18 protein-coding genes are annotated in these 19164 nt (G+C 64.3%); 8 read left to right on the top strand and 10 right to left on the bottom strand.

Annotation, left to right across the window (positions count from 1 at the left end):
• Positions 1 to 122 precede the first annotated feature (122 nt).
• The gene (locus OYT95_RS30275; protein ID WP_268789887.1) at positions 123 to 758 is read left to right on the top strand and encodes a TetR family transcriptional regulator; all 636 of its coding nucleotides are present in this window, start codon (positions 123 to 125) and stop codon (positions 756 to 758) included.
• A 25-nt stretch (positions 759 to 783) separates the two neighbouring features.
• Here OYT95_RS30275 and OYT95_RS30280 read toward each other — a convergent pair whose 3' ends face one another.
• The 3 genes from OYT95_RS30280 to OYT95_RS30290 form a co-directional block, all read right to left on the bottom strand.
• Positions 784 to 1194 (bottom strand): secondary thiamine-phosphate synthase enzyme YjbQ, encoded by a 411-nt coding sequence (locus OYT95_RS30280; RefSeq protein WP_009474393.1) that lies wholly within the window; start codon positions 1192 to 1194, stop codon positions 784 to 786.
• A 392-nt stretch (positions 1195 to 1586) separates the two neighbouring features.
• Positions 1587 to 2276: a TerD family protein gene (locus tag OYT95_RS30285; RefSeq protein WP_268789888.1), complete on the bottom strand. Its 690-nt coding sequence runs from the start codon at positions 2274 to 2276 to the stop codon at positions 1587 to 1589.
• Between the two features lie 112 nt (positions 2277 to 2388).
• Positions 2389 to 2808 (bottom strand): CoA-binding protein, encoded by a 420-nt coding sequence (locus OYT95_RS30290; RefSeq protein ID WP_268789889.1) that lies wholly within the window; start codon positions 2806 to 2808, stop codon positions 2389 to 2391.
• A 462-nt stretch (positions 2809 to 3270) separates the two neighbouring features.
• Here OYT95_RS30290 and OYT95_RS30295 point away from each other — a divergent pair, with 462 nt between their 5' ends.
• Positions 3271 to 4221, top strand: coding sequence for an HNH endonuclease (locus OYT95_RS30295; protein ID WP_268789890.1), 951 nt, complete (start codon positions 3271 to 3273; stop codon positions 4219 to 4221).
• 142 nt (positions 4222 to 4363) lie between these two features.
• On the opposite strand, the gene OYT95_RS30300 is transcribed toward OYT95_RS30295, so the two are convergent.
• The 3 genes from OYT95_RS30300 to OYT95_RS30310 form a co-directional block, all read right to left on the bottom strand.
• Positions 4364 to 5224, bottom strand: a complete 861-nt coding sequence (locus OYT95_RS30300) for an HNH endonuclease (RefSeq protein WP_268789891.1) — start codon at positions 5222 to 5224, stop codon at positions 4364 to 4366.
• Between the two features lie 107 nt (positions 5225 to 5331).
• On the bottom strand, positions 5332 to 7209 hold the full coding sequence (locus OYT95_RS30305) for a DUF2075 domain-containing protein (protein ID WP_328286517.1): 1878 nt from the start codon (positions 7207 to 7209) through the stop codon (positions 5332 to 5334).
• Positions 7210 to 7716: 507 nt separating this feature from the next.
• A complete protein-coding gene (locus OYT95_RS30310) occupies positions 7717 to 8076 on the bottom strand; it encodes a nucleotide pyrophosphohydrolase (RefSeq protein WP_037226903.1) in 360 nt (119 codons plus the stop codon).
• 363 nt (positions 8077 to 8439) lie between these two features.
• Here OYT95_RS30310 and OYT95_RS30315 point away from each other — a divergent pair, with 363 nt between their 5' ends.
• The gene (locus OYT95_RS30315; protein WP_268789892.1) at positions 8440 to 9519 is read left to right on the top strand and encodes an IS110 family transposase; all 1080 of its coding nucleotides are present in this window, start codon (positions 8440 to 8442) and stop codon (positions 9517 to 9519) included.
• A 735-nt stretch (positions 9520 to 10254) separates the two neighbouring features.
• Here OYT95_RS30315 and OYT95_RS30320 read toward each other — a convergent pair.
• Complete coding sequence (locus OYT95_RS30320; protein ID WP_268789893.1) at positions 10255 to 11295, bottom strand: HNH endonuclease; 1041 nt, start codon at positions 11293 to 11295, stop codon at positions 10255 to 10257.
• Between the two features lie 245 nt (positions 11296 to 11540).
• On the opposite strand from OYT95_RS30320, the gene OYT95_RS30325 reads away from it, so the two are divergent.
• Positions 11541 to 11927 carry a TM2 domain-containing protein gene (locus tag OYT95_RS30325; RefSeq protein ID WP_037226908.1) on the top strand — a complete coding sequence of 129 codons (387 nt, stop codon included), beginning with the start codon at positions 11541 to 11543 and terminating at the stop codon, positions 11925 to 11927.
• Between the two features lie 890 nt (positions 11928 to 12817).
• Here the strand turns inward: OYT95_RS30325 and OYT95_RS30330 are convergent.
• Positions 12818 to 13627, bottom strand: coding sequence for a HugZ family pyridoxamine 5'-phosphate oxidase (locus tag OYT95_RS30330; protein ID WP_268789894.1), 810 nt, complete (start codon positions 13625 to 13627; stop codon positions 12818 to 12820).
• Between the two features lie 139 nt (positions 13628 to 13766).
• On the opposite strand from OYT95_RS30330, the gene OYT95_RS30335 reads away from it, so the two are divergent.
• From OYT95_RS30335 to OYT95_RS30345, 3 genes are all read left to right on the top strand, one after another.
• The gene (locus OYT95_RS30335) at positions 13767 to 14234 is read left to right on the top strand and encodes an NfeD family protein (protein ID WP_242322779.1); all 468 of its coding nucleotides are present in this window, start codon (positions 13767 to 13769) and stop codon (positions 14232 to 14234) included.
• Positions 14231 to 15103, top strand: coding sequence for a slipin family protein (locus tag OYT95_RS30340; RefSeq protein WP_268789895.1), 873 nt, complete (start codon positions 14231 to 14233; stop codon positions 15101 to 15103). The genes OYT95_RS30335 and OYT95_RS30340 overlap by 4 nt, the downstream gene beginning before the upstream one ends.
• Positions 15104 to 15240: 137 nt before the next feature.
• The gene (locus OYT95_RS30345; protein WP_037226911.1) at positions 15241 to 16170 is read left to right on the top strand and encodes a phosphodiesterase; all 930 of its coding nucleotides are present in this window, start codon (positions 15241 to 15243) and stop codon (positions 16168 to 16170) included.
• Here the strand turns inward: OYT95_RS30345 and OYT95_RS30350 are convergent, their stop codons facing one another.
• A complete protein-coding gene (locus OYT95_RS30350) occupies positions 16171 to 16524 on the bottom strand; it encodes a helix-turn-helix domain-containing protein (RefSeq protein ID WP_112298753.1) in 354 nt (117 codons plus the stop codon). It lies immediately after the preceding gene.
• A 56-nt stretch (positions 16525 to 16580) separates the two neighbouring features.
• Here OYT95_RS30350 and ppk2 point away from each other — a divergent pair, with 56 nt between their 5' ends.
• The gene (gene ppk2, locus OYT95_RS30355; protein WP_009474342.1) at positions 16581 to 17525 is read left to right on the top strand and encodes a polyphosphate kinase 2; all 945 of its coding nucleotides are present in this window, start codon (positions 16581 to 16583) and stop codon (positions 17523 to 17525) included.
• Here the strand turns inward: ppk2 and OYT95_RS30360 are convergent, their stop codons facing one another.
• A complete protein-coding gene (locus tag OYT95_RS30360; protein WP_268792292.1) occupies positions 17526 to 19022 on the bottom strand; it encodes a stealth family protein in 1497 nt (498 codons plus the stop codon).
• Positions 19023 to 19164: the final 142 nt, after the last annotated feature.

Below are 19164 nucleotides of genomic sequence, written 5' to 3' on the forward strand. Positions count from 1 at the left end.
TATTGAGATTCATAGATTACCTACCCTTCACATACATTATGGCACACGCTGCCATCTTGACAACTGCTGACCAGATATGAACGATCTCTGGTGGGTGCTCCTACCGATTGCGAAGGCCGTTGATGACCAGAGTCGAAGCGTTCTCCGTGTCGCCTGACCTGCCCGCCGGCCCGTTGGGGCTGCGGGAGCGGCGACGCGAGCAGACGAATGTCGAGATCAGCGAGACCGCACTCACGCTGTTCGAACACAAGGGTGTCGAGGGCACGACCGTCGGCGAGATCGCGCAGGCTGCGGGAGTGTCGCAGCGAACCTTTTTCCGATATTTCGCTACCAAGGAAGAGGCGGCGCTCCGGGATCACTGGGCCTTCGAGGCGGTCCTGGCTGGAGGACTCGACCAGCTCGACTCGGAGGTCTCACCGAGGCTCGCGCTGGAAACGGCCTTCGCTGCTGCTCTGACGATGTACTCGGACAGTTCGTCGATCGCCTGCCGGCGACTGCTGCGGGTGAACCGACTCATCAAGAAGGAGCCGGCGCTGCGGGCCGAGCTGGCGCGCGAGAGCGTGCGTCGGACCGCGGCACTTGTCGATGTGGTGTCGACGAGGTTCGACTGCGCCGACTTGCAGATTCGACTGGCGGTCGATGTGTCGATCGCCGTACTCCGGGCGGCGTTGGAAACGTGGGTGGACCAATCGTCCGCCGACGAGACGGTGAGTCTCCCCGAAATCTATTCCTTGGCAAGGGGACTCGCGCAGGCCTGATCGGAGACGGTCCTCAGGCGCCGGCTCAGCCCTCCAGGAAGCTGAACCGGACGTGCCGCACCGGGTTGTCGACATTGGTGTCGACGAGACACACGGATTGCCAGGTGCCCGTCGCGAGTGCGCCGTCGAAGACGGGCACGGACGCGTAGGGCGGCAGGAACGCCGGCAGCACGTGGTCGCGGCCGTGCCCATGGCTGCCGTGGCGATGGATCCACCGGTCGTCGCGCGGAAGCACCTCGTCGATCGCCCGCAGAAGGTCGTCGTCGCTTCCCGCACCGGTCTCGATGACGACTAGTCCCGCAGTGGCGTGCGGCACCCACACATGCAATAGGCCGTCACCGGCGCCTGCTGAGGCGAGGAACTTCTCGATCTCACGGGTCAGGTCGTGCACCACCGGCTCAGCGCCGGTGCGCACCTCGATCTCGGTACTGAACATAGTTCTGACGTTAGTGCCCTGGGGCGTGACGGCGCACGCGCTATGTGACCAAGCCCTGCCACGATCGGAATCGTCAACAACGCATCGAGCGGCGTCGACAACTGAGGATGCAATCTTGATGACGAGCCCAACTAGTTAAGCGACCATGCTCAGGTACTCGAATCAGTTGACGGATTTACGGGTGCCTCGCGCGGCGGACCCAAACGCGCAGCGCTAGCGCCCTCGGGATGGAAATCATGCGTGGGGCAACAGGTTATTCTGTGTGCGTATTGAGGGTCCTTTCGGTGCAATGCCTGGTCCCAGCATTCCCTCGGCGGAGGGGGACCGGGCATACCGGAAACCGCTCCGCCGCCGTCACTGTCGCGGATGTGGTTTCGCGACCGCCGTCTCTGCTACTTACGGCCGGCTGCCCACTTCATGCCCCAGCTGTAGGTCTTGTCGAGATCGGCCTGGCTGCCCTCGACGTACTTCACCTCGCGGGTGACGGTGATGCCTTGTCCGGTGTTCTGCAGCATCGCGATGGCGCAGATGCGAGCGGAGCTGTTCGACGAGTCCAGTCGTACCTCCACCTCGGGGCCGCTGGTGGGGTAAAGGGTGACGACACCGTCCACGGCTGCCCAGTTGGGTGCGCCGTCGTAGATCATCGCGAAGATGAGGATCCGCTTGAACATCTCCGGTCGGTCGAAATTGATATGCATGTTTTCGCCCCCGGTCACGGTGCCGGTGCGGTCGTCGGCGTCGAGCTTGACGAACGGCGGGTCCTGCAGCGATCCGAAACTGTTGCCGAGTGCCTGGACCACACCCTTCGACCCGTCGGCCAGTTCGTAGAGGCAGCCGAGGTCCAGGTCGATGCCGTTGTTGCCGCCCGCGGCGGCCGCGAGCTTCGCGAAAAAGCCGGCCTTCTTCGGCTGCGGCGCCGCGCCCGTCGACCAGTTGAGGTTGACCCGCATCGCGCCCTGCCGCTCACCCGACTTCGTGAGGCTGACGGAAGGCGCAGCCTTCGACAAGGTCACTTTGCTCAGATTGACTCCGCCCTGCGGTGCGGCAGGAGTGGAGGGGCGTCGGGTGTAGTCGATGGCCACAGGTGGGAACCTTCCGATTGACTGAGCGGCGCGCATCAGACCGTTGTCCGATTTGCACGATTTCGGTCCAGGGTAGCGGTAGTCGTCCGGGACGCAGTCGGCCCGACCATGCTCACGCTGATTCCCGTGCACTCCACTCGATTGCCGGGCACGTGTCCATCACCATGGCGACGCCCTTCGCGGTCGTTCGCTGGAAGGCGGCCTCGTCGATGACTCCCAGTTGGAACCAGACGCCTTTCGCCCCCACCTCGACGGCCTGGTCCGCGAACTCACCGGCAGCCTCCGACTGGCGGAAGACGTCGACGACGTCGATCGGGAACGGCACATCCGCGAGAGTGGGGTAACCCTGCTCGCCGAGCACCGTCGGGGCGTCAGGATGGATCGGGACGATGCGCTTTCCTCGGCGCTGCAACAGCTCCGCGATCCGAAACGCCGTTCGGTCGGGGTTGCCGGAGAGCCCGACGATCGCCCACGTCTCCCAGTCGTCGAGCATCGACGACACGGCCTTGGGGTCCTGCCACCTAGTGTCCACATCGCCAAACTACTACTCGGTTGGTTCGCGGAGGTATCGGAATGGCCATCAGACTTCCCGTGAATCTGTGCTCGACAGTCCGGGATCGGTGTTCTCGTCGATCCGACTCGATCGCCCAGGTCATCCGGCTCCGGTACGTGCCGACAGAATCGGATCCGTACGCCCTCGATGAACCGGGAAGATCTATGGCATTACGCGAGAACGAATGTGGCAGGGCGGCGTCCAAGTTGTAGAAACGCTGAAAGCGGAGTCAGTCCAGCCATCCCGCGACGCTAATATGACTCCATTTGGTCACCAGGAACCATCCCGATCGATCGGTCTCCGGCCCGGCAGGTTCCACCTTCCTTGCCTTCGCGTGAAGGACGCCCGATCGCCGAGATCCGCTGGCAGCATGTACTCAGGATCGATACTTGTCCTAACGGCCAGCTACTGTCGGTCTGTTGCGGCGGGAAGAGTGAGTACGTGGAGGAACAGTTGATTGCGGATATCTCTCAGGGTGCCGACGTGGCACCGGATTTTGACACACGTCTGCGTAGCGAGGCGATGAGGTTTCTGGCAGTCCGTACCAATGACGGTCTCGACTCGATCAGTAGACAGGAACTGCTCGACTTCTCCATCGATGGCGAGATGTTCCGATTGATGGATCCCACTCGCGGTATACGTAAGCCGCGTCAGCTCGCCTCCGCATTGTCGATCAGCACAACCTATCGTCGTGCTGGTGAAGAACGACCGTACGAGGATACGGTCGGTGTGGATGGACTCCTCCGCTACAAGTGGTCGGGGAAGGACCCTGAGAACATGGACAACCGGGGTCTTCGTGCGGCGATGAAGCTGAAGGTTCCGCTTATCTGGTTTTATGGCGTGGGTCCGAGCCGCTTTCAGCCGATCTACCCAGTGTTCATTGTCGCTGAGGAAGCGGAGCAACATCAATTCGTGGTCGCAACGGAAGTGGCGCGTGATTTGCACCGGACGGAATCGCCTGTGGAGGAGCATCTTCGTCGATACATCGTTGCGGAGACCAAGCGGCGTCTGCATCAGCCCGTCTTCCGGTCCACTGTGATGCGCGCGTACGACACCCGTTGCGCGGTTTGTGCGCTTGGGCACAGTCAACTTCTGGACGCGGCGCACATCGTTCCAGACTCCGCCGATGAGGGCATCGCTTCTGTTCGAAATGGGCTAGCGATGTGCAAGATTCACCATGCGGCATTCGACGCGCATATTCTGGGCATCCGACCTGACCTTGTGGTCGAAATTCGACAAGACCTGCTCATCGAGATCGACGGGCCGATGCTCGAATACGGCTTGAAGGAACGGCACGGTCAGAAGCTCATGGTAGTTCCGCCGGTCCGGGCTGAGCGACCCGATCGGGAACTACTTGAGGCAAGCTATGAAAAGTTTCGGTCAGCGGGGTAGTCGCTGAATCAGCGGCACAAACTGCTCGGATGCAGGCTCCTGCGTCCGATGTTGTCGTCGGGCTGATTGAAACGAATCGGTTGCTGTCTAGTTCGAGATCCAGACAGAATCCGTTTCTACGGCCACCCTGGATACGTAGGGGCTACTGGTTTTGCGAAAAATTTGCCCAATCGCAGCTCTCCCAATGGCGGCGCAGAGCGTCGCGATCCGGATGATGGCTGGGGTTCGAGGGCAGCCTCAAAGGCTTGCCCTCGTGACTTCCGTATTCCGTGTGAATTAGGTCCGGTCCGACCCGTATCCGCAAGTCCTGATCGATTGTCATGCGTTGGAGGTCGAACAACGTGTGAATATCGGCGCGAAGTAATAGGCCGTTGGTTACGTGATTTGTGTGCATACCGTGGTAGCGGTCGATGTGTGCCGCCTCCAATACGGCGAGAACCGTTGATCCAGTAACTGCGCAGGTGCTGTCGTAAGAATTGATCAAGGAGTTGCGAAACTGCCCCTGCCCTTGACGTACTGCGATGTCTCTCTGCGCACGCTTGCGGAGATCGTCCCCGGGCGCATAGGCGGTGAGTCCGTCCGGAAAAGTCTGATCGATAACGGGCTCGCTCCCAAATAGTCCGCGTAAGTATGCTTGTCCTTCAAGCTCTTTCACCTCGATTCGACCGTTGCTCGCGGGGACGGTGATTCCGGTAGCCGCGGCCATCTCCTTCCATCGTGGCTGTCGCACCGGTGCGGAGCTCTGCGGCTCTAATGTGAAGCGCCACCGATATCCTCCGGTGGCCGCATCGTGCCAATGCGCAGGCGGATGGGACGAGTTCAACTCGAACGTTTCCGAGGTTGCTCGTGCCCATCCGATGAGACCTGTGCCGGCCATCCAGAAGAAGACGTCGTCAGTCGGCTCGATCTTGGTACGGGGCCGTGTATCCCAAAAGCCGTCTTTTTGTGCGAAGTCCCAGTGATCTGGGTAGTCCTTCGAAATGACAAGTACCCATGCAGTCAACGCTCGTGCGCCTATCCCGTATCGCACCGGGTGGAGGCATGTCCTGAAGCGGAAGCCTGTCGGGCCGTGCTCGTGTGTATAGTATTTTGTTTCGGTAGTGCTGTGGCTCAGCTATTTTCGCTCACCAGTGCGCGGAGAGCGTTGCGTGTCTCCTCGTCCGTCGAGTAGATGACAGTGCCCACCATCCCGCGGGTGAGTAGCACCTTGTAGATATTGCGAACCAGTTTGTTGAATCGGATATCGCTGACCTTCTTTAAGTTTCGCATATCGGGGTCCCGATTTGCGGAGCGTACAGTTTTGAACTGGCAGTCGCGCCACACGAGATCGGGCCCGAGAATGACTCCATTCCAGTCGTACTCGAATCCCTGCGCGGTGTAGACGCACCCGACCTGATCAAAACCACCCTCCTCGGTGGCCCACAATGGTGCTGGTGGTGCATCACCGAGGCGTCTGTCGCTCTTACTGTTCCACGGCCGTGACCAGTCACCGATCTGGACATCGGCGGGTAGCGAGCCATCCTTGTTTGCGTCGCTCCACGGCCAGCAATAGCCGGCTGTCATTCGGGCGGTGTAGCCGCGCTCTTGCTGCTGTGAGAGGAGATGCTCTAGTTCTTGTGGTGTATTGGCAACGCGAACCGCGAACTGCGGATCACCCCTCCACGCGCACGGACCTCCCTCGACTAGCCCAAGAAGGCGCTTGACCCAAAGCACGTACTCTTCACTGCCACCGCAACGAAACTGTTCGCCGAGGTGTACGTGCTGCGTCGTAAGACCGAGGGTATCGGCGTGACGCTGGATCTGCTCCAGCGAGCCCATTTCTCCTGGGCGAACCACCTGATGTTCGTCCAGGAGAAACACCGGTACGCGCGCGGCGGCGATCAGCTCGTCGATCTGAGGCCGGTCGGTTCGCAGCTCTGCCTTGGTGTACCGGTCAACGGACGTTTCGCGGATACGGTGGGCCTCGTCGAGTACGACCACGTCGAGCCCATTGCGGTCTGCCGTCATAAACTGGTTGAAGTACTTGAACATCTTCTGCACTCGCGGGGCACGCGCGCCAGCCACCTTCCGGAGCGTCTGCGTGAATGATCGGGACCCGGTTGCATGCAGGACCGTCCGGCCACGTCGAGCGAGCTCGCCGACGAGAGACAGCGCGATCACACTCTTGCCGCTGCCTGGCCCGCCTGTGACGATGATGATGCGTTTGCCGTCGCTGGCGCGCGCCTGCTCGACGGAATGCAAGACCAGGTCGACGGCGAGCTGTTGTTCGCCCAGTAGATGGAACTGTGGTCGGTCGCGGACTTCAGCGGCCGCAACCTTGAGGAGCTGCTGCGATGGAGCGACCGCGGAGCGAATTAGGGTGTCGCCTGCGGTGTGGCCTGCCGTGGCGGACAAACGCGTCTTGAGGAATTCGACCATGTCGCCCCGGTCCGCGGCTGTATACAGTCGTGCGGTCGTGCTTAAAGGGAAGGCGCGCAGATCAGCGACTGCGCCGGGGTCGGTGGCGTTGTGAAGGTATGCGATTCCCGCGAGCGCGTCGGGCCGATTGGCGAGTGCTTTTGCGAAGTCGGAGAGATAGTCGCAGTAGCCCTTCACCTGAGCAACGGGGTGCAGCTTCGGCCCGCCTGGCATGCCTGGGACGTCGACGAGTTCCACGCTGTCTTCGTAGCGATGTGCCGCTGACCACTGTTTAAGTTCGACGACCACATACGACGGCTCACCCGTTTTCGGATGAGTGCCGGCGAGCACGACATCGGCCCGTTGCGAAGTCAGTGGGAGGTGGTATTCGACGAGCATCTCCACGCTGCCTAGCCCCGCATCGCTTAAGTCGCGGGCCAGAACCGGGAGGCTGCGACTCCAGGACTTCTGCTCTGCGTCGCTCGCCCGGCGACCGGTCCGAAACAGCATCTGTTCAAGAAGCTGTTCAGCCAAGGACTCGGGATGAGCCATGCCGACGATTCTGTCGGCAGAGGTACGAAGCAAGGTCACAGTGGGGTCCCCCGGGCAGCACGAATCAACTCGTGCGGGTGGGGGCATGTCCGTGGCTGTGAATCACAGCGGAAGTCCGTCGGGCCGCAACACACAGATTAGCCGAGTTGCATACTCTGCTCGTGCAGCGGTGTGCCGTGTCAGCCGAATGGCCCGCGAAGTCCAAGCCGTGGAAGCTTCCACCAATTGTTTGCCCGCACGCCACGTTCGGACGAAAGTGGTCCTTCTCGGTTCTCGGATACGGGTCGCCATGGGCACACATGCTGTGGTCAGGTGTGATAAGACCGGTACTTCAGGCGGCTACTGACGCCGGGTCGTTTGGCTGTGACCAGTTCGGCGGCACCATCGCCCGCGCCCGCATCACCGACCTTGTTGGCTACTGTCAGTCGGCCGGTGATCGGTGCCGCGACCCGGACACAATCGGCGCGTGACACCGAGTCGCGACCGCGTCTTGCTAGTGCCTCTGCGATTCCTCGCTGCCAGCAGGCTGCAGCACGGCGCGCGACATCAAGTTCCCCCCAGCTCGGTGTACTTCGTCGCCCTGCCCCGCGACTCGTCTTCCGGGTACTTCTTGTCGTTCAGCTCGACCTTCTTCCTCACGACTTCGGCGAGGTCGATGTCCAGGACCTCAGCCAGCCGCAGCAGGTAGATGAAGACATCGGCGACCTCTTCCTCGACATGCGCACGCGTCTTCGCATCCTGACCGACTGCTCCGCTTTGCTCGGGAGTCAGCCACTGAAAGATCTCGGTGAGCTCCCCGACTTCGCCGCTGAGCGCCATCACAAGATTCTTCGGGGTATGGAATTGAGACCAGTCTCGGCGCTCGGAGAAGTTCGATACCAGTGACTGGAGATCTTCGATTCCCATGTCGAATTCTTATCACGCTCATCGGTTGAGCTCGACCGGGCACGAAAGGCGGATCTGTCGGGGCTTACCTCTCCAGGCGATCCCCGCGAGATGTGAAACCCGAAATCTGGGGAGCACCGATCGACTAGTGCACACCGGCAGTGGACATGCGCTGTGGGCTTTGCGAGGTAGCTCGTGCAGTGCTCGTTCTCATCTGTTAACCCCGTCGTACCGATCTGATGCACCGACAGTTGTGCCCCGATCGCTAAGTGACGTTAGACAGTATGAGGGTATGGGCTGGGGCCCACTCCACATGTGAACGTGGGTTGCCGACAGGAAACGGGTCCTGGCCGGTAGAGCCACAAGATGTGGGAGGCCCCAGCAATGAATCAGCGTACGAGCGTCGGATTGGATGTGCACGCACGATCGGTCGTCGCGTGCGGCCTCGACGGGCGGACCGGTGAGCTGTTCGAGCGCCGATTGACGCCCGATCATCGCGACATACTCGAGTGGATCCGGTCCTTGCCGGATCCGGTGAAGGCGACGTACGAGGCCGGGCCCACCGGGTTCGGGCTGGCCCGTTTCCTGGACACTGTCGGCATCGAGTGTCTGGTGGCCGCGCCCTCGAAGCTGCAGCGCCCGTCCGGAGATCGGGTCAAGACCGACGTGCGAGATGCGCGACATCTGGCGAGATTGCTGCATCTCGATCAGATCACCCCGGTCACAGTGCCGAGCGTGGCGCAGGAGGCGGCCCGGGATCTGGTGCGGGCCCGTGAGGACGTGCGCCGGGATCTGATGGCGGCTCGGCACCGGCTGTCGAAACTTCTTCTGCGGCAGGGAATCGTCTACTACGGCGGGCACGCGTGGACGCAGGTGCACGACACCTGGCTGCGCAGCCAGCGTTTCGATGAGCCCGGGCTGCAACTGGCCTACGAGACCGCGTACGACACCATGCTCGCCGCCCTCGGCCGGCGCGACCGTTTGGATGCCGCGATAACCCGGATGGCCGCCGACAGCGCCTACACCCCGGTGGTGACCCGGCTCGGGTGCCTGCGCGGGGTGTCCACCTTGACCGCCTTCGGGCTGGCGGTCGAGATCGGGGACTGGCACCGGCTGACCGGCCGCTCGATCGGCGCCTACCTGGGACTGGTGCCCACCGAGTCGTCCTCGGGCGCCTCCCGCTCGCAGGGGGCGATCACCAAGACCGGCAACGGGCACGCGCGCCGGTTGCTGATCGAGGCCGCCTGGCATCACCGACAGCCCTATCGTGCCGGGGTGGATCTGCGGCGCCGCTGGGACAAGGCCTCACCGGCGGCCCGAGCCCGCGGGCAACGGGGCAACCGGCGCCTGCACGAGCGCTGGGCCGGGTTCGACGCCCGCCGCAAGCGTCCCGTGCTGGCCAACACCGCCATCGCGCGCGAGCTCGCCGGGTGGTGCTGGTCGTTGGCCGTGCTCGACGACTGACCCACGGGGCCTTCCCCCGCCGCGGCCATTCTGGTCGTTGCTCGTCGGGCGGCAAGGTCGGTTCTCCTCGCTTGCGCTGCGGGGACTCCACCTCGCCCCCGCTCCTCGGCGACGACCGATGAGGCACTGACCGGGGGGCCGGCAGGACCCCACGAACGTCCCGGATGATCACACGGTTGGTGACAACAGCGCCTGGGAGTGACCCGCGAGACAACTATGAGCAATCCTCAACTGCACGTTGGGATCACGCTCGAGGTTAGACCAGCGATCCACTCCAGCCGAACAACTGTCTTTGCGGTAGCCAACCCGCGCATATCAGACTTCGACAACGCGTCGATAACCGACACGCTCGCCACCAACCACCAGATTCATCCGGGGCCACCGAGGCGGACGTCCACGACGACGGTCCTGGACGTCCGCCTCCTGCTGCCCTCTTGACAAATCTGCGTCCATATCAGTTGTCGACAAGGTGCAACACCGCCGACGGATCCGAAAGGATGAGTACTCTGCAGGGTCGAAGAGTGACCCCACAGCCACACCAGCGACGTCGTCGCCGACCCGGGGCCCGGGTGGGGCGTCGAGCAGCAGCTGCTACCGGATCGACAGCACCGGCGGGACCTTTCACCCGGGTCGTGATCGTCCATTGTTCTGCAGGGCGGTCGCCGACGTGGATGGCCGATCTAATGCCGCCGCATCCGCCTCCACGATGGCTGCAGGTGTTCCGACGGGAGTGACTCAGGCCGTGTGCGGCTCGTAGTCGCGTACCCCACGCCAGAGAAGTGAGCCGACGGGCAAGGATGCGAACACGCCTTCGGCCGCGGATGAGGTTCGTCGATACAGCAGCGGGAGCCGCGTAGTGCGTGCAATCTCAGTGAGGTGTAGTCGCTCGAGTGCTCGGTCGACATAGGCGCGAACCGGGATGCTCGCCGACTTGTCGAGGTTGCATCGGCTGTCGGCCGCGACCAGGTTGGCGACACCGTCGATCGGGACCATCGACCACGCCACTACGTGATCGATATGGACGTCGCCTGCCATCCGCCTGTCGCAGTAGAAGCAGAGGTCGTCCTGGAGGTCACGCAATGGTTCCACCAGGGACCGCAACGCAGTGCGATCCGTGCCGAACAAGAAGCCGTCCAGGTCTTCCGCGTCGAGTTCAGCGCGGTTGAAGGCGACGACGTCGTGGGTCCACGCGGTCCGGATGAAGACACGAAGTAGCGCGGAGGTGCGACGCAGGCCCTCCGGTATGCCGGGTCGCAGTGTGATCGTGCCGATGCGGTCGACGTCGCCCACTGTCATCTTCTTGTGGAAACCCGATGCGTCGAAGAGGAAGTCGTAGCGAGTGTCATGATCGCGCACGTGGGGGACCGTTTGAAGATGCGTGAGCGGCTGTTGCGCGACGGTAAGTCGCAGTGACCGGATGAGTCGGGCGTAGTCTGGGTGTTCCGCTTCGCGTGCAGCCTCCGCGGTTCTCAAATTTTCGGCGGCCAGCTGGACGCGAACGTCGGCGATCCGGTCCGGTATCGATCGGCCGCTCTTGTTCTGAGACAGCGGGCCACGATCTTTGAAGACGCGAACCTGAGGCCAGTAGTACGCCACGATTCGATGCGTGATCTCGTTGACAGGCACCATGAGACTGCCGTCCGGGGCGGCCGTGTTCTCCACGCAAATGTCGACCAGCGCGAGCAACGTCGCCAACTTGTAGGTCGATTCACGACGCCCGGACTCGAGCAGCTGCACTACGCGACCGGCGACGTCGACGGGGTCGGGTCTTGTCACCCGGGCAACACTACGCCCGGGGTTGGGGTGCTTGGGTGCCGGCCGGAATCCTCGAGTTGATTCGTGTACCCGAGAGATACGGTCAGACAACCGATACCGCAGCCGTTCGATCAGTGTTACCAAGTGAGCGGTGAACGAACTGCGATGTGTTCAGTCCTAGTGGAGGATGTCGATCGCTCGACTCAGCCCGTTCGCCTGACCCTGCGTTCAGCTCCGCACCGTACATCGTCGAAGGGCGGCACTTCATGACTCAGCCTCAGCATCCATACGGCGACCAACCGCATCAGCCGTATGGGCAACAGTCCTTCGCCCATCCCACCCAAAACTTCGGCCAGGGATCGGGACTGCAACAGCCCGCGGCGTACGGGTACCACCCGGTGACGGGATTGCCGTACTCGCACAAGACGAAGCTCGCCGCCGGCTTGCTGAGCATCTTCTTCGGGTACTTCGGTGCGGGACGCTTCTACGCCGGCCATACCGGGCTCGGATTCGCGATGCTGATCGTGAACATCGTGCTGACGGTGATCAGCCTCGGCATGTGGCTCTTCGTCGCGTGGATCTGGCCCGTGATCGACGGCATCGTCCTCCTCGCAGGCGAACCGAAGGACAAGAACGGACTCCCACTGAGGTAACCCAGCGAGACCGTAATCAACACTGTCTGCACACACCATCTCCGACAGAGGTTTTCGTGTCATTCGGTTCGAAGTACTAGATATGGACGGAATGATCGATGAACGGAACAGCGTCTGAAACAAACCGTGGAGGAGCCTTGAGAGCCCAGCTGGCTACGGTCGCTGCAGCGCTGTTCCTAGCGGGTTGCGGTGGTGCAGCAGACCCCGGCCCAGCTTCACCGGGCGTGCCCTCGGTCGCCACTACAGCGGTGGGCCAACAATCAGTGCCTCCGCTTCGGCCGGTGACTCCCATTGAAACAACCTCAGCTGCTGGGGAGTCTGAGTCGGAACTCGTTCCTGAAGAGGAGCCAGTCATCGAATCATGCCAGGTTGGCCTTGGGCCCATCGAAACGTATTGGTCCGACGGAAGTGTCACGGGGTGGTCTGACTTCTGTCAGCAACAACACGACGAAGTCCTCGAAGCAGAGCGAGTGGCAAACCAGCCGCAAGAACGGCAGATCTCGTGGTGTGGCACCGACAAGAATGTGTACAACCGAGGCGACACGTTCTATTCAGACGGGTCAACTTCGTCATGGACGCAGTACTGCGCCGATCAATTCGATTCCGTGAACATTCCGCCGCGATCTCCGGGCATGAACGGGGGCGGCGGCGCCGTAGCTGGGCCGTGCGATGAAGAAGGCGTGATCACATACACGCCGGACGGCCGCAAGCAGCAATGCTCGAGCGGGCACTGGGTATATATCCGGTAGCGACCGATTCTCTTGAAGCTTCCCGATACTAATGTTTCCACTGACGAGTACTGACGCCTGTTCGGGTAATGCGCGAGAGCGGCGAGCACGAAGGGTGCCGCTGCGACCGAACCGTTCAGCCCGGTCGCAGCGGGCACGTGCTCACCGACCGGTGAGCGCCCGGGCCTGATCTGTCAAAGCGACTGTCGCCGCGCGCAACTGGTCGGCCGAGTCGAGTGGCTCTGCGTATCCGACGCGGGTCACGGCCACGCCGCGGGGGGTGGTGACGCGCAGGTCCAGTCCGTAGCGGTCGGCTCCCTCGCAGGTGACCGTCTTCGCATCGGGGAAGCCGCCGAGCGCCTGGGCCATCGCGCGCAGGGCGTCCGCGTGGTCGGCGTTGAGGTGCTCGATCGCCGGGCCGGCGTGCGGGGTGACGGGGTCTGCTGTCGCGGCGGCGTAGGACTCTTCGGTCGCCGAATCCATCCGCCCGTAGCCGCCGACCCACCGCACACGCTGCACCCGCAGCACCCAGAGCGAGAAGTCGCTGAAGTCGATGTAGACGTGCGCCGCCGGGACGGCCGCCAGGTGCGCCTCGCGGGCGGCCGCGAGTTCGTCGCCTTCCGGGCGGTAGACGTACCCGGCGAGGGTGATGCGGGTGCTCGCCAGTGGGTCGGCGGGTGGGTTCGGTGCGACGATCGCGATGCTGGCGCGGGGATCGTGTGCGAGGTTGCGTCCGTGCTCGGCCATCTGCGACACACACAGCACGGGCGAGCCGTCGAGCAGACCGTACGTGACGAACGACGCCCACGGGTCGCCGTCCCTGGTCAGGCTCGCGAGGGTGCCTACGTTCGTCGTGGCCGCGACCGTCCGGGCCTCCTCGGCAGCGGACGGGCGGGCCGGGTTGGCGACCTCCTCCAACGGCGGCGGCACGGTCGGGGCATCACCGGGATCTCCGTGATCTAGGTTGCTCATTCGTTGAACGGTACCCCGCCGCAAATTGGCGGTGGCATTGCCGTCGACCTGCGCTTACCGTTGAACTGAGGGCTCGATCGCCGAGTGGCTATGCGAGTGCGACCGGGTCCTCGCGAAGCGTGATCGTGGGTGATGCGAGATGACCGCGTTGGGCGTGCTGGCGCTGGTGCTGGGTGTGCTGTTGATCGTCGTCGAGGCACACGCACCGACCGCGGGTGTGCTCGGCGGGCTCGGGGCACTGTTCGTCGGAGCCGGGGTGTGGCTGCTGTTCACGTCCAGCGACACCGCTCAGATGATCGCCATCCCGGCGGCCGCCGGAGTCGCGGTGGTCGGTGTGGGACTCGCCGTGGTCGGCGGCAGGAAGGCGCTCGCCGCCGGACACGCGCCCGTGCGCACCGGAATGCAATCCCTCATCGGATCCGACGCCACCGTCCGCAACTGGAAAGGACGGCAAGGTCAGGTCGAGGCCGCCGGAAGCCTGTGGAAGGCGCAAACACTGTTCGGGGACGACGAGACACCGACCGCCGGCGACTCCGTCATCGTCGAGCAGATCCGCGGACTCACCCTCACCGTGCGCCGCCGCGAACCATGGGAGCTGCCGCTATGACCACCATCATCGTCCTCTTGTGCGTCGTCATCACCCTCCTCGCCGTCCTCGCGAGCAGCTCGATCCGGGTGCTGCGGGAGTACGAGCGGGCCGTCGTGTTCCGGCTGGGCCGGCTGGTCGACCTGAAGGGCCCAGGGCTCGTGCTGCTGATCCCGGCGATCGATCGGATGGAACGGGTCAGCCTGCGGACCGTGACCCTGAAGATCCCCGTCCAGGAAGTGATCACCCACGACAACGTGCCTGCCAAGGTCACCGCCGTCGCCTACTTCCGGGTGGTCGACGCCGACCGGGCGATCGTCGAGGTCGAGGACTTCCTGGCCGCCACCCTGCAGATCGCCCAGACCACCCTGCGCTCGATCCTCGGCAAGGCCGACCTCGACGCGCTGCTGGGCGAGCGGGAACGCCTCAACGAAGACCTGCAGAAGGTCATCGATCAGCAGACCGAGCCGTGGGGTGTGAAGGTCACCACCGTCGAGATCAAGGACGTCGAGATCCCCGCCAACATGCAACGGGCCATTGCCCGGCAGGCCGAGGCGGAACGCGAACGCCGCGCCAAGATCATCAACGCCGAAGCCGAGTTCCAGGCCTCCGCGAAACTCGTCGAGGCCGCCGATGTCATCAGCCGCAACCCGACGACGCTGCAGCTGCGGTACCTGCAGACGTTGAGCGCCATGGGCGGGGAGAACAACTCCACCGTCGTCTTCCCGATGCCCCTCGACCTGGTCCGCCCGTTCCTCGCCGCGGCCAAGGACGCGGCAGCGGCGGACGACGGCGACGAGCGCGCCCGGTTCGAGGCCCAGGCCAACCTCGCCGCGATGATCCCGCCCGCCGGCCCGGAGGCGCGCGCACCGCACCACGCACGAAACTGACGTCGTGCCGCACCGTTCACCGTCCGGCCACCGCGCGTGCCCCGGGAGGTGACCGGAGTGCGCTTGGCTAGGGTGGACACACAGTGGCGTCCACCCGGGCACCTGCCCCCGTCGGGGCGAGCGGAAGCGAGAGACCGATGAGCGGCACCGAGGCAGCCGACATACGGACGGCCGAGTATCCGCGACCGTCACATTTCGTGCTGCACCTCAGCGACACCCATCTCGTCGACGACGACCTGCTGTACGGGGCCGTCGACAGCGAGGCCACCCTGCGGCAGATCTTCACCGAGATCGAGTCGTCGCACGCCCGCCCGGACGCCCTGGTGTTCACCGGCGACCTCACCGACCGCGGCCAGCCGGGCGCCTACGAGAAGCTACGGGCGATCGTCGAACCGGTCGCGGCGTCACTCGGTGCGCAGGTGATCTGGGCGATGGGCAACCACGACGACCGCGGCCACTTCCGGACGGAACTGCTCGGGCAGGAACCGTCGTACGAGCCGATCGACCACGTCTACGACGTCGACGGGCTGCGCATCGTCACCCTCGACACGACGGTGCCCGGACATCACCACGGGGAGATCTCCGAGAGCCAATTGCTCTGGCTGGCACAGCAGCTCGCGGTTCCGGCACCCCACGGAACCATCCTGGCGCTGCACCACCCGCCGGTGCCGTGCGTCCTCGACCTGGCGGTGCTGGTGGAACTGCGCGATCAGCCGCGCCTCGCCGACGTGCTGCGCGGCAGCGACGTCCGGTCGATCCTCGCGGGACATCTGCACTACTCGACGACGGCGACGTTCGCGGGCATCCCCGTCTCCGTCGCGTCGGCCACCTGCTACACCCAGGACCTCAACGTCCCGGCCGGGGCGCTGCGCGGACGCGACGGCGCCCAGGGCTACAACCTCGTACACGTGTACCCGGAGACGATCGTGCATTCGGTGGTCCCGATGGGCAGCTACGACACCGTCGGCGAATACGTCACCGCCGAGGAAACCGAGCAGCGGCTCGCGGCCGAGGGCGTGCGGATCCCGGACATCGGGGAGCAGGCCGTCACGCGGGTGCGGGTGTAGTCAGCCCCTGCGCGGGAACTTCTCCCGGTACGCCATGACGTCGGAGAGCCGGAACCGGCGGTGGGTGCCGCGCATCTCGATGGGCAGGGCGCCGGAGTCGGCGAGCCGGCGCACGTAGGTGTCGGAGACGCCGAGGATCTCCGCGGCCTGGGACGTGGTGAGCAGGTCCGCGACCGCGCCGAGTGCCACACTCTGCCCGTCGGCGAGAAGGGTGAGCAGTTCGAGGACCGCGTCGCGCGCGGGGTCGGGCAGCACCATTCCGTCGAGGGTGACGATCGGCGACGCGTCGAGGGCGGTCCGGAGCTCGGCCGCGACCGTCGGCTCGAGCGCGGAAACGATGTGGTCGATGCTCATGGGTTTACGATCTCATGAGCCCGGACGGCGAGGCCCCGCGGCGGTAGTCTTGCTGTGTGGACGAATTGCACGATCCCGACGCCTTCGAACTCGCACGTGCCGGTCAGATCGACGTGACACCGGAGATAGACGAGATCGGGGAGTTGCTGCGCAAGTCCGGCCGCAAACACGCCATCGACGACACGGACGAGCCGTGGCGGCACGGGTACCCGTACGACGAGAAGATGACGCGGCGGCAGTACGAGAACCGCAAGCGCAAACTGCAGATCGAGTTGCTGAAGTTCCAGGCGTGGGTGAAGGAGAACGGCGAGAAGGTCGTCATCATCTTCGAGGGCCGGGACGCGGCCGGCAAGGGTGGCGCGATCAAGCGGTTCACCGAACACCTCAACCCTCGTGGCGCTCGGGTGGTGGCGCTGGAGAAGCCCACCGAACGCGAACGCACCCAGTGGTACTTCCAGCGGTACGTGCAGCACCTGCCCGCCGGCGGGGAGATCGTGATGATGGACCGCTCCTGGTACAACCGGGCCGGCGTCGAACGCGTCATGGGCTACTGCACCCCCAACGAGTACCTGGAGTTCACCCGGTCTGCGCCGGAGTTCGAGCGGATGCTCGTGCAGTCGGGCATCCACATCATCAAGTTCTGGTTCTCGGTGGGCCGGGAGGAACAGCACGCCCGGTTCGTGTCCCGCAGCACCGACCCCGTCAAGCAGTGGAAGCTGTCGCCCACCGACCTCGCGAGCCTCGACAAGTGGGACGCCTACACCGAGGCCAAAGAGGCGATGCTCTTCTACACCGACACCCCGCAGGCGCCGTGGACGGTCGTGAAATCGAACGACAAGAAGCGGGCCCGGATCGAGGCGATCCGCTGGGTGCTCCACAAATTCGACTACACCGGCAAGGACCCGCGGGTGGTCGGCACCCCCGACCCGCTCCTCATCGGTTCTCCCGCAACGGTCTACGACGAGGGCGAGCGCCCGGAAGACGCGTTTCCCGCCGTCTGATCAGATCCCGGTCTCCCACGGTGCCGGGATGGGGAAGTAGTTCTCCAGGAACTGCGTCACCTTCTTGGTGCGCAACTCCAGGTCGATCTCGGGTGCGCTGCCGTCGTTGAGACAGAAGAAGTCCATCGACCGCTTCGCGAGCAGCGAGTCCATGTCGCGGAGCCCCGACTTCATCGTGGTGTCGACGTACTTCACCCGCGCCGCCGTCTGCACCACCGCGCGACCACTCATCAACGCGTAGTAGTGATACAGCGAGTTCGTCACCGAAATGTTGGTGCTGGCGCGGAAAGTGCTTGCGGCCGTGGCGGCGAACTCGTCGGGGAACTCCTTCTCCATCTCCTCCATCACGCTCTTGCGGAGCGGGGTGGCGGCGTGTTCGAGGTGCCGGGTGGTCATCAGACCGAAGCGGTCCTGCAGCAGCCGACGGTTGACGCGGGCCGCGTTCTCGAAGCCGCTGCGCTCGTCGTCGTTGTGGCCCAGCCCGATTCGGGTGGTCGCCTCGATGAACATCGTGATGCCGCCGGGGGAGAAGAACATCTGCGGACCCACCGAGCGGCCGAAGAACATGTCGTCGTTGGAATACAGGAAATGCTCGGCGAGACCGGGGATGTGGTGCAGCTGGCTCTCGACGGCCTGCGAGTTGTGGGTGGGCAGCACCGACGGGTCGGCGAAGAACTCCTCGCTCGGCATGAACGTCACCCGGGGGTCGTCGGCGAGCCACGCCGGACGGTCGGAGTCGGTGGCCACGAAGATGCGGCGGATCCACGGGGCGTACATGTGCACGGAGCGCAGCGCGTACTTGAGCTCGTCGATCTGCCGGAAGCGGGCGGCGGAATCGTCGCCCTCACCGACCACGTAGTTCTGCATCCGCTTGGCGCGCTGCGCCTGGAACTCCGCCGACGAGCCGTCCACCCAGGAGAACACCAGGTCGACGTCGAAATTGATGTCCGACGCATGGTCGGCGAACATGTTCTCGATGGTGGGCCACACCCGCCCGAACCGCTCGACGGTGCCGCGGACCGCCTCCTCCGAGCGCACCACGCGCCGGGTCAGGGAGTTCTCCATCGGCAGCACGATCTCGTCGTCGCTGATCGACCACAACTCGATCTGCACCCCCGTCGACGCCCCGTAACTCAGGCCGCTGGCCAGGTGCACGCGCGGACGGAACAGCCGGAAGATGCGGGCCTTCGACGTCGCGGACAGGGTGCCGTCGGAGACCAGGACCGCGGGACCCTTGGCGTCGACGGTCTTGGAGTAGAACGGACGGTCCTCACACGCGGCGACCAGGGCCGCCCGCAACGCCTTGCGCTGCGCCCAGTTGACCGCGATGACCGGGCGTTCGTCGTTGCCCCGCACCAGCAGGTACTCGATCCCGGCGCCGTCGAGGACGTCGCGGACGAACAGCAGGTCCTCGACCATCGCCTCGTGCGGGGTGGTGTGCGTGATGGGCAGCGCGAAGCGGCCCTTGAACCGGACCACGTCGGCGCGGTCGCGCAGTCTCGACGCCGCGGCGGCGGAGGCGTGGGCGACGGCGTCCGCGGTCTCCTGCTCCGGGGGTACGAAGTAGACGTCATGCGGAGCGGAGGATTGCGTAATGTCAGGCCTTTCGGTGGCTGTCGCGAGTGCGATCAGTGCCAGT

Origin of the sequence: Rhodococcus sp. JS3073, from assembly GCF_026810085.1 — a bacterium.
GTDB lineage: Bacteria > Actinomycetota > Actinomycetes > Mycobacteriales > Mycobacteriaceae > Rhodococcus_F > Rhodococcus_F wratislaviensis.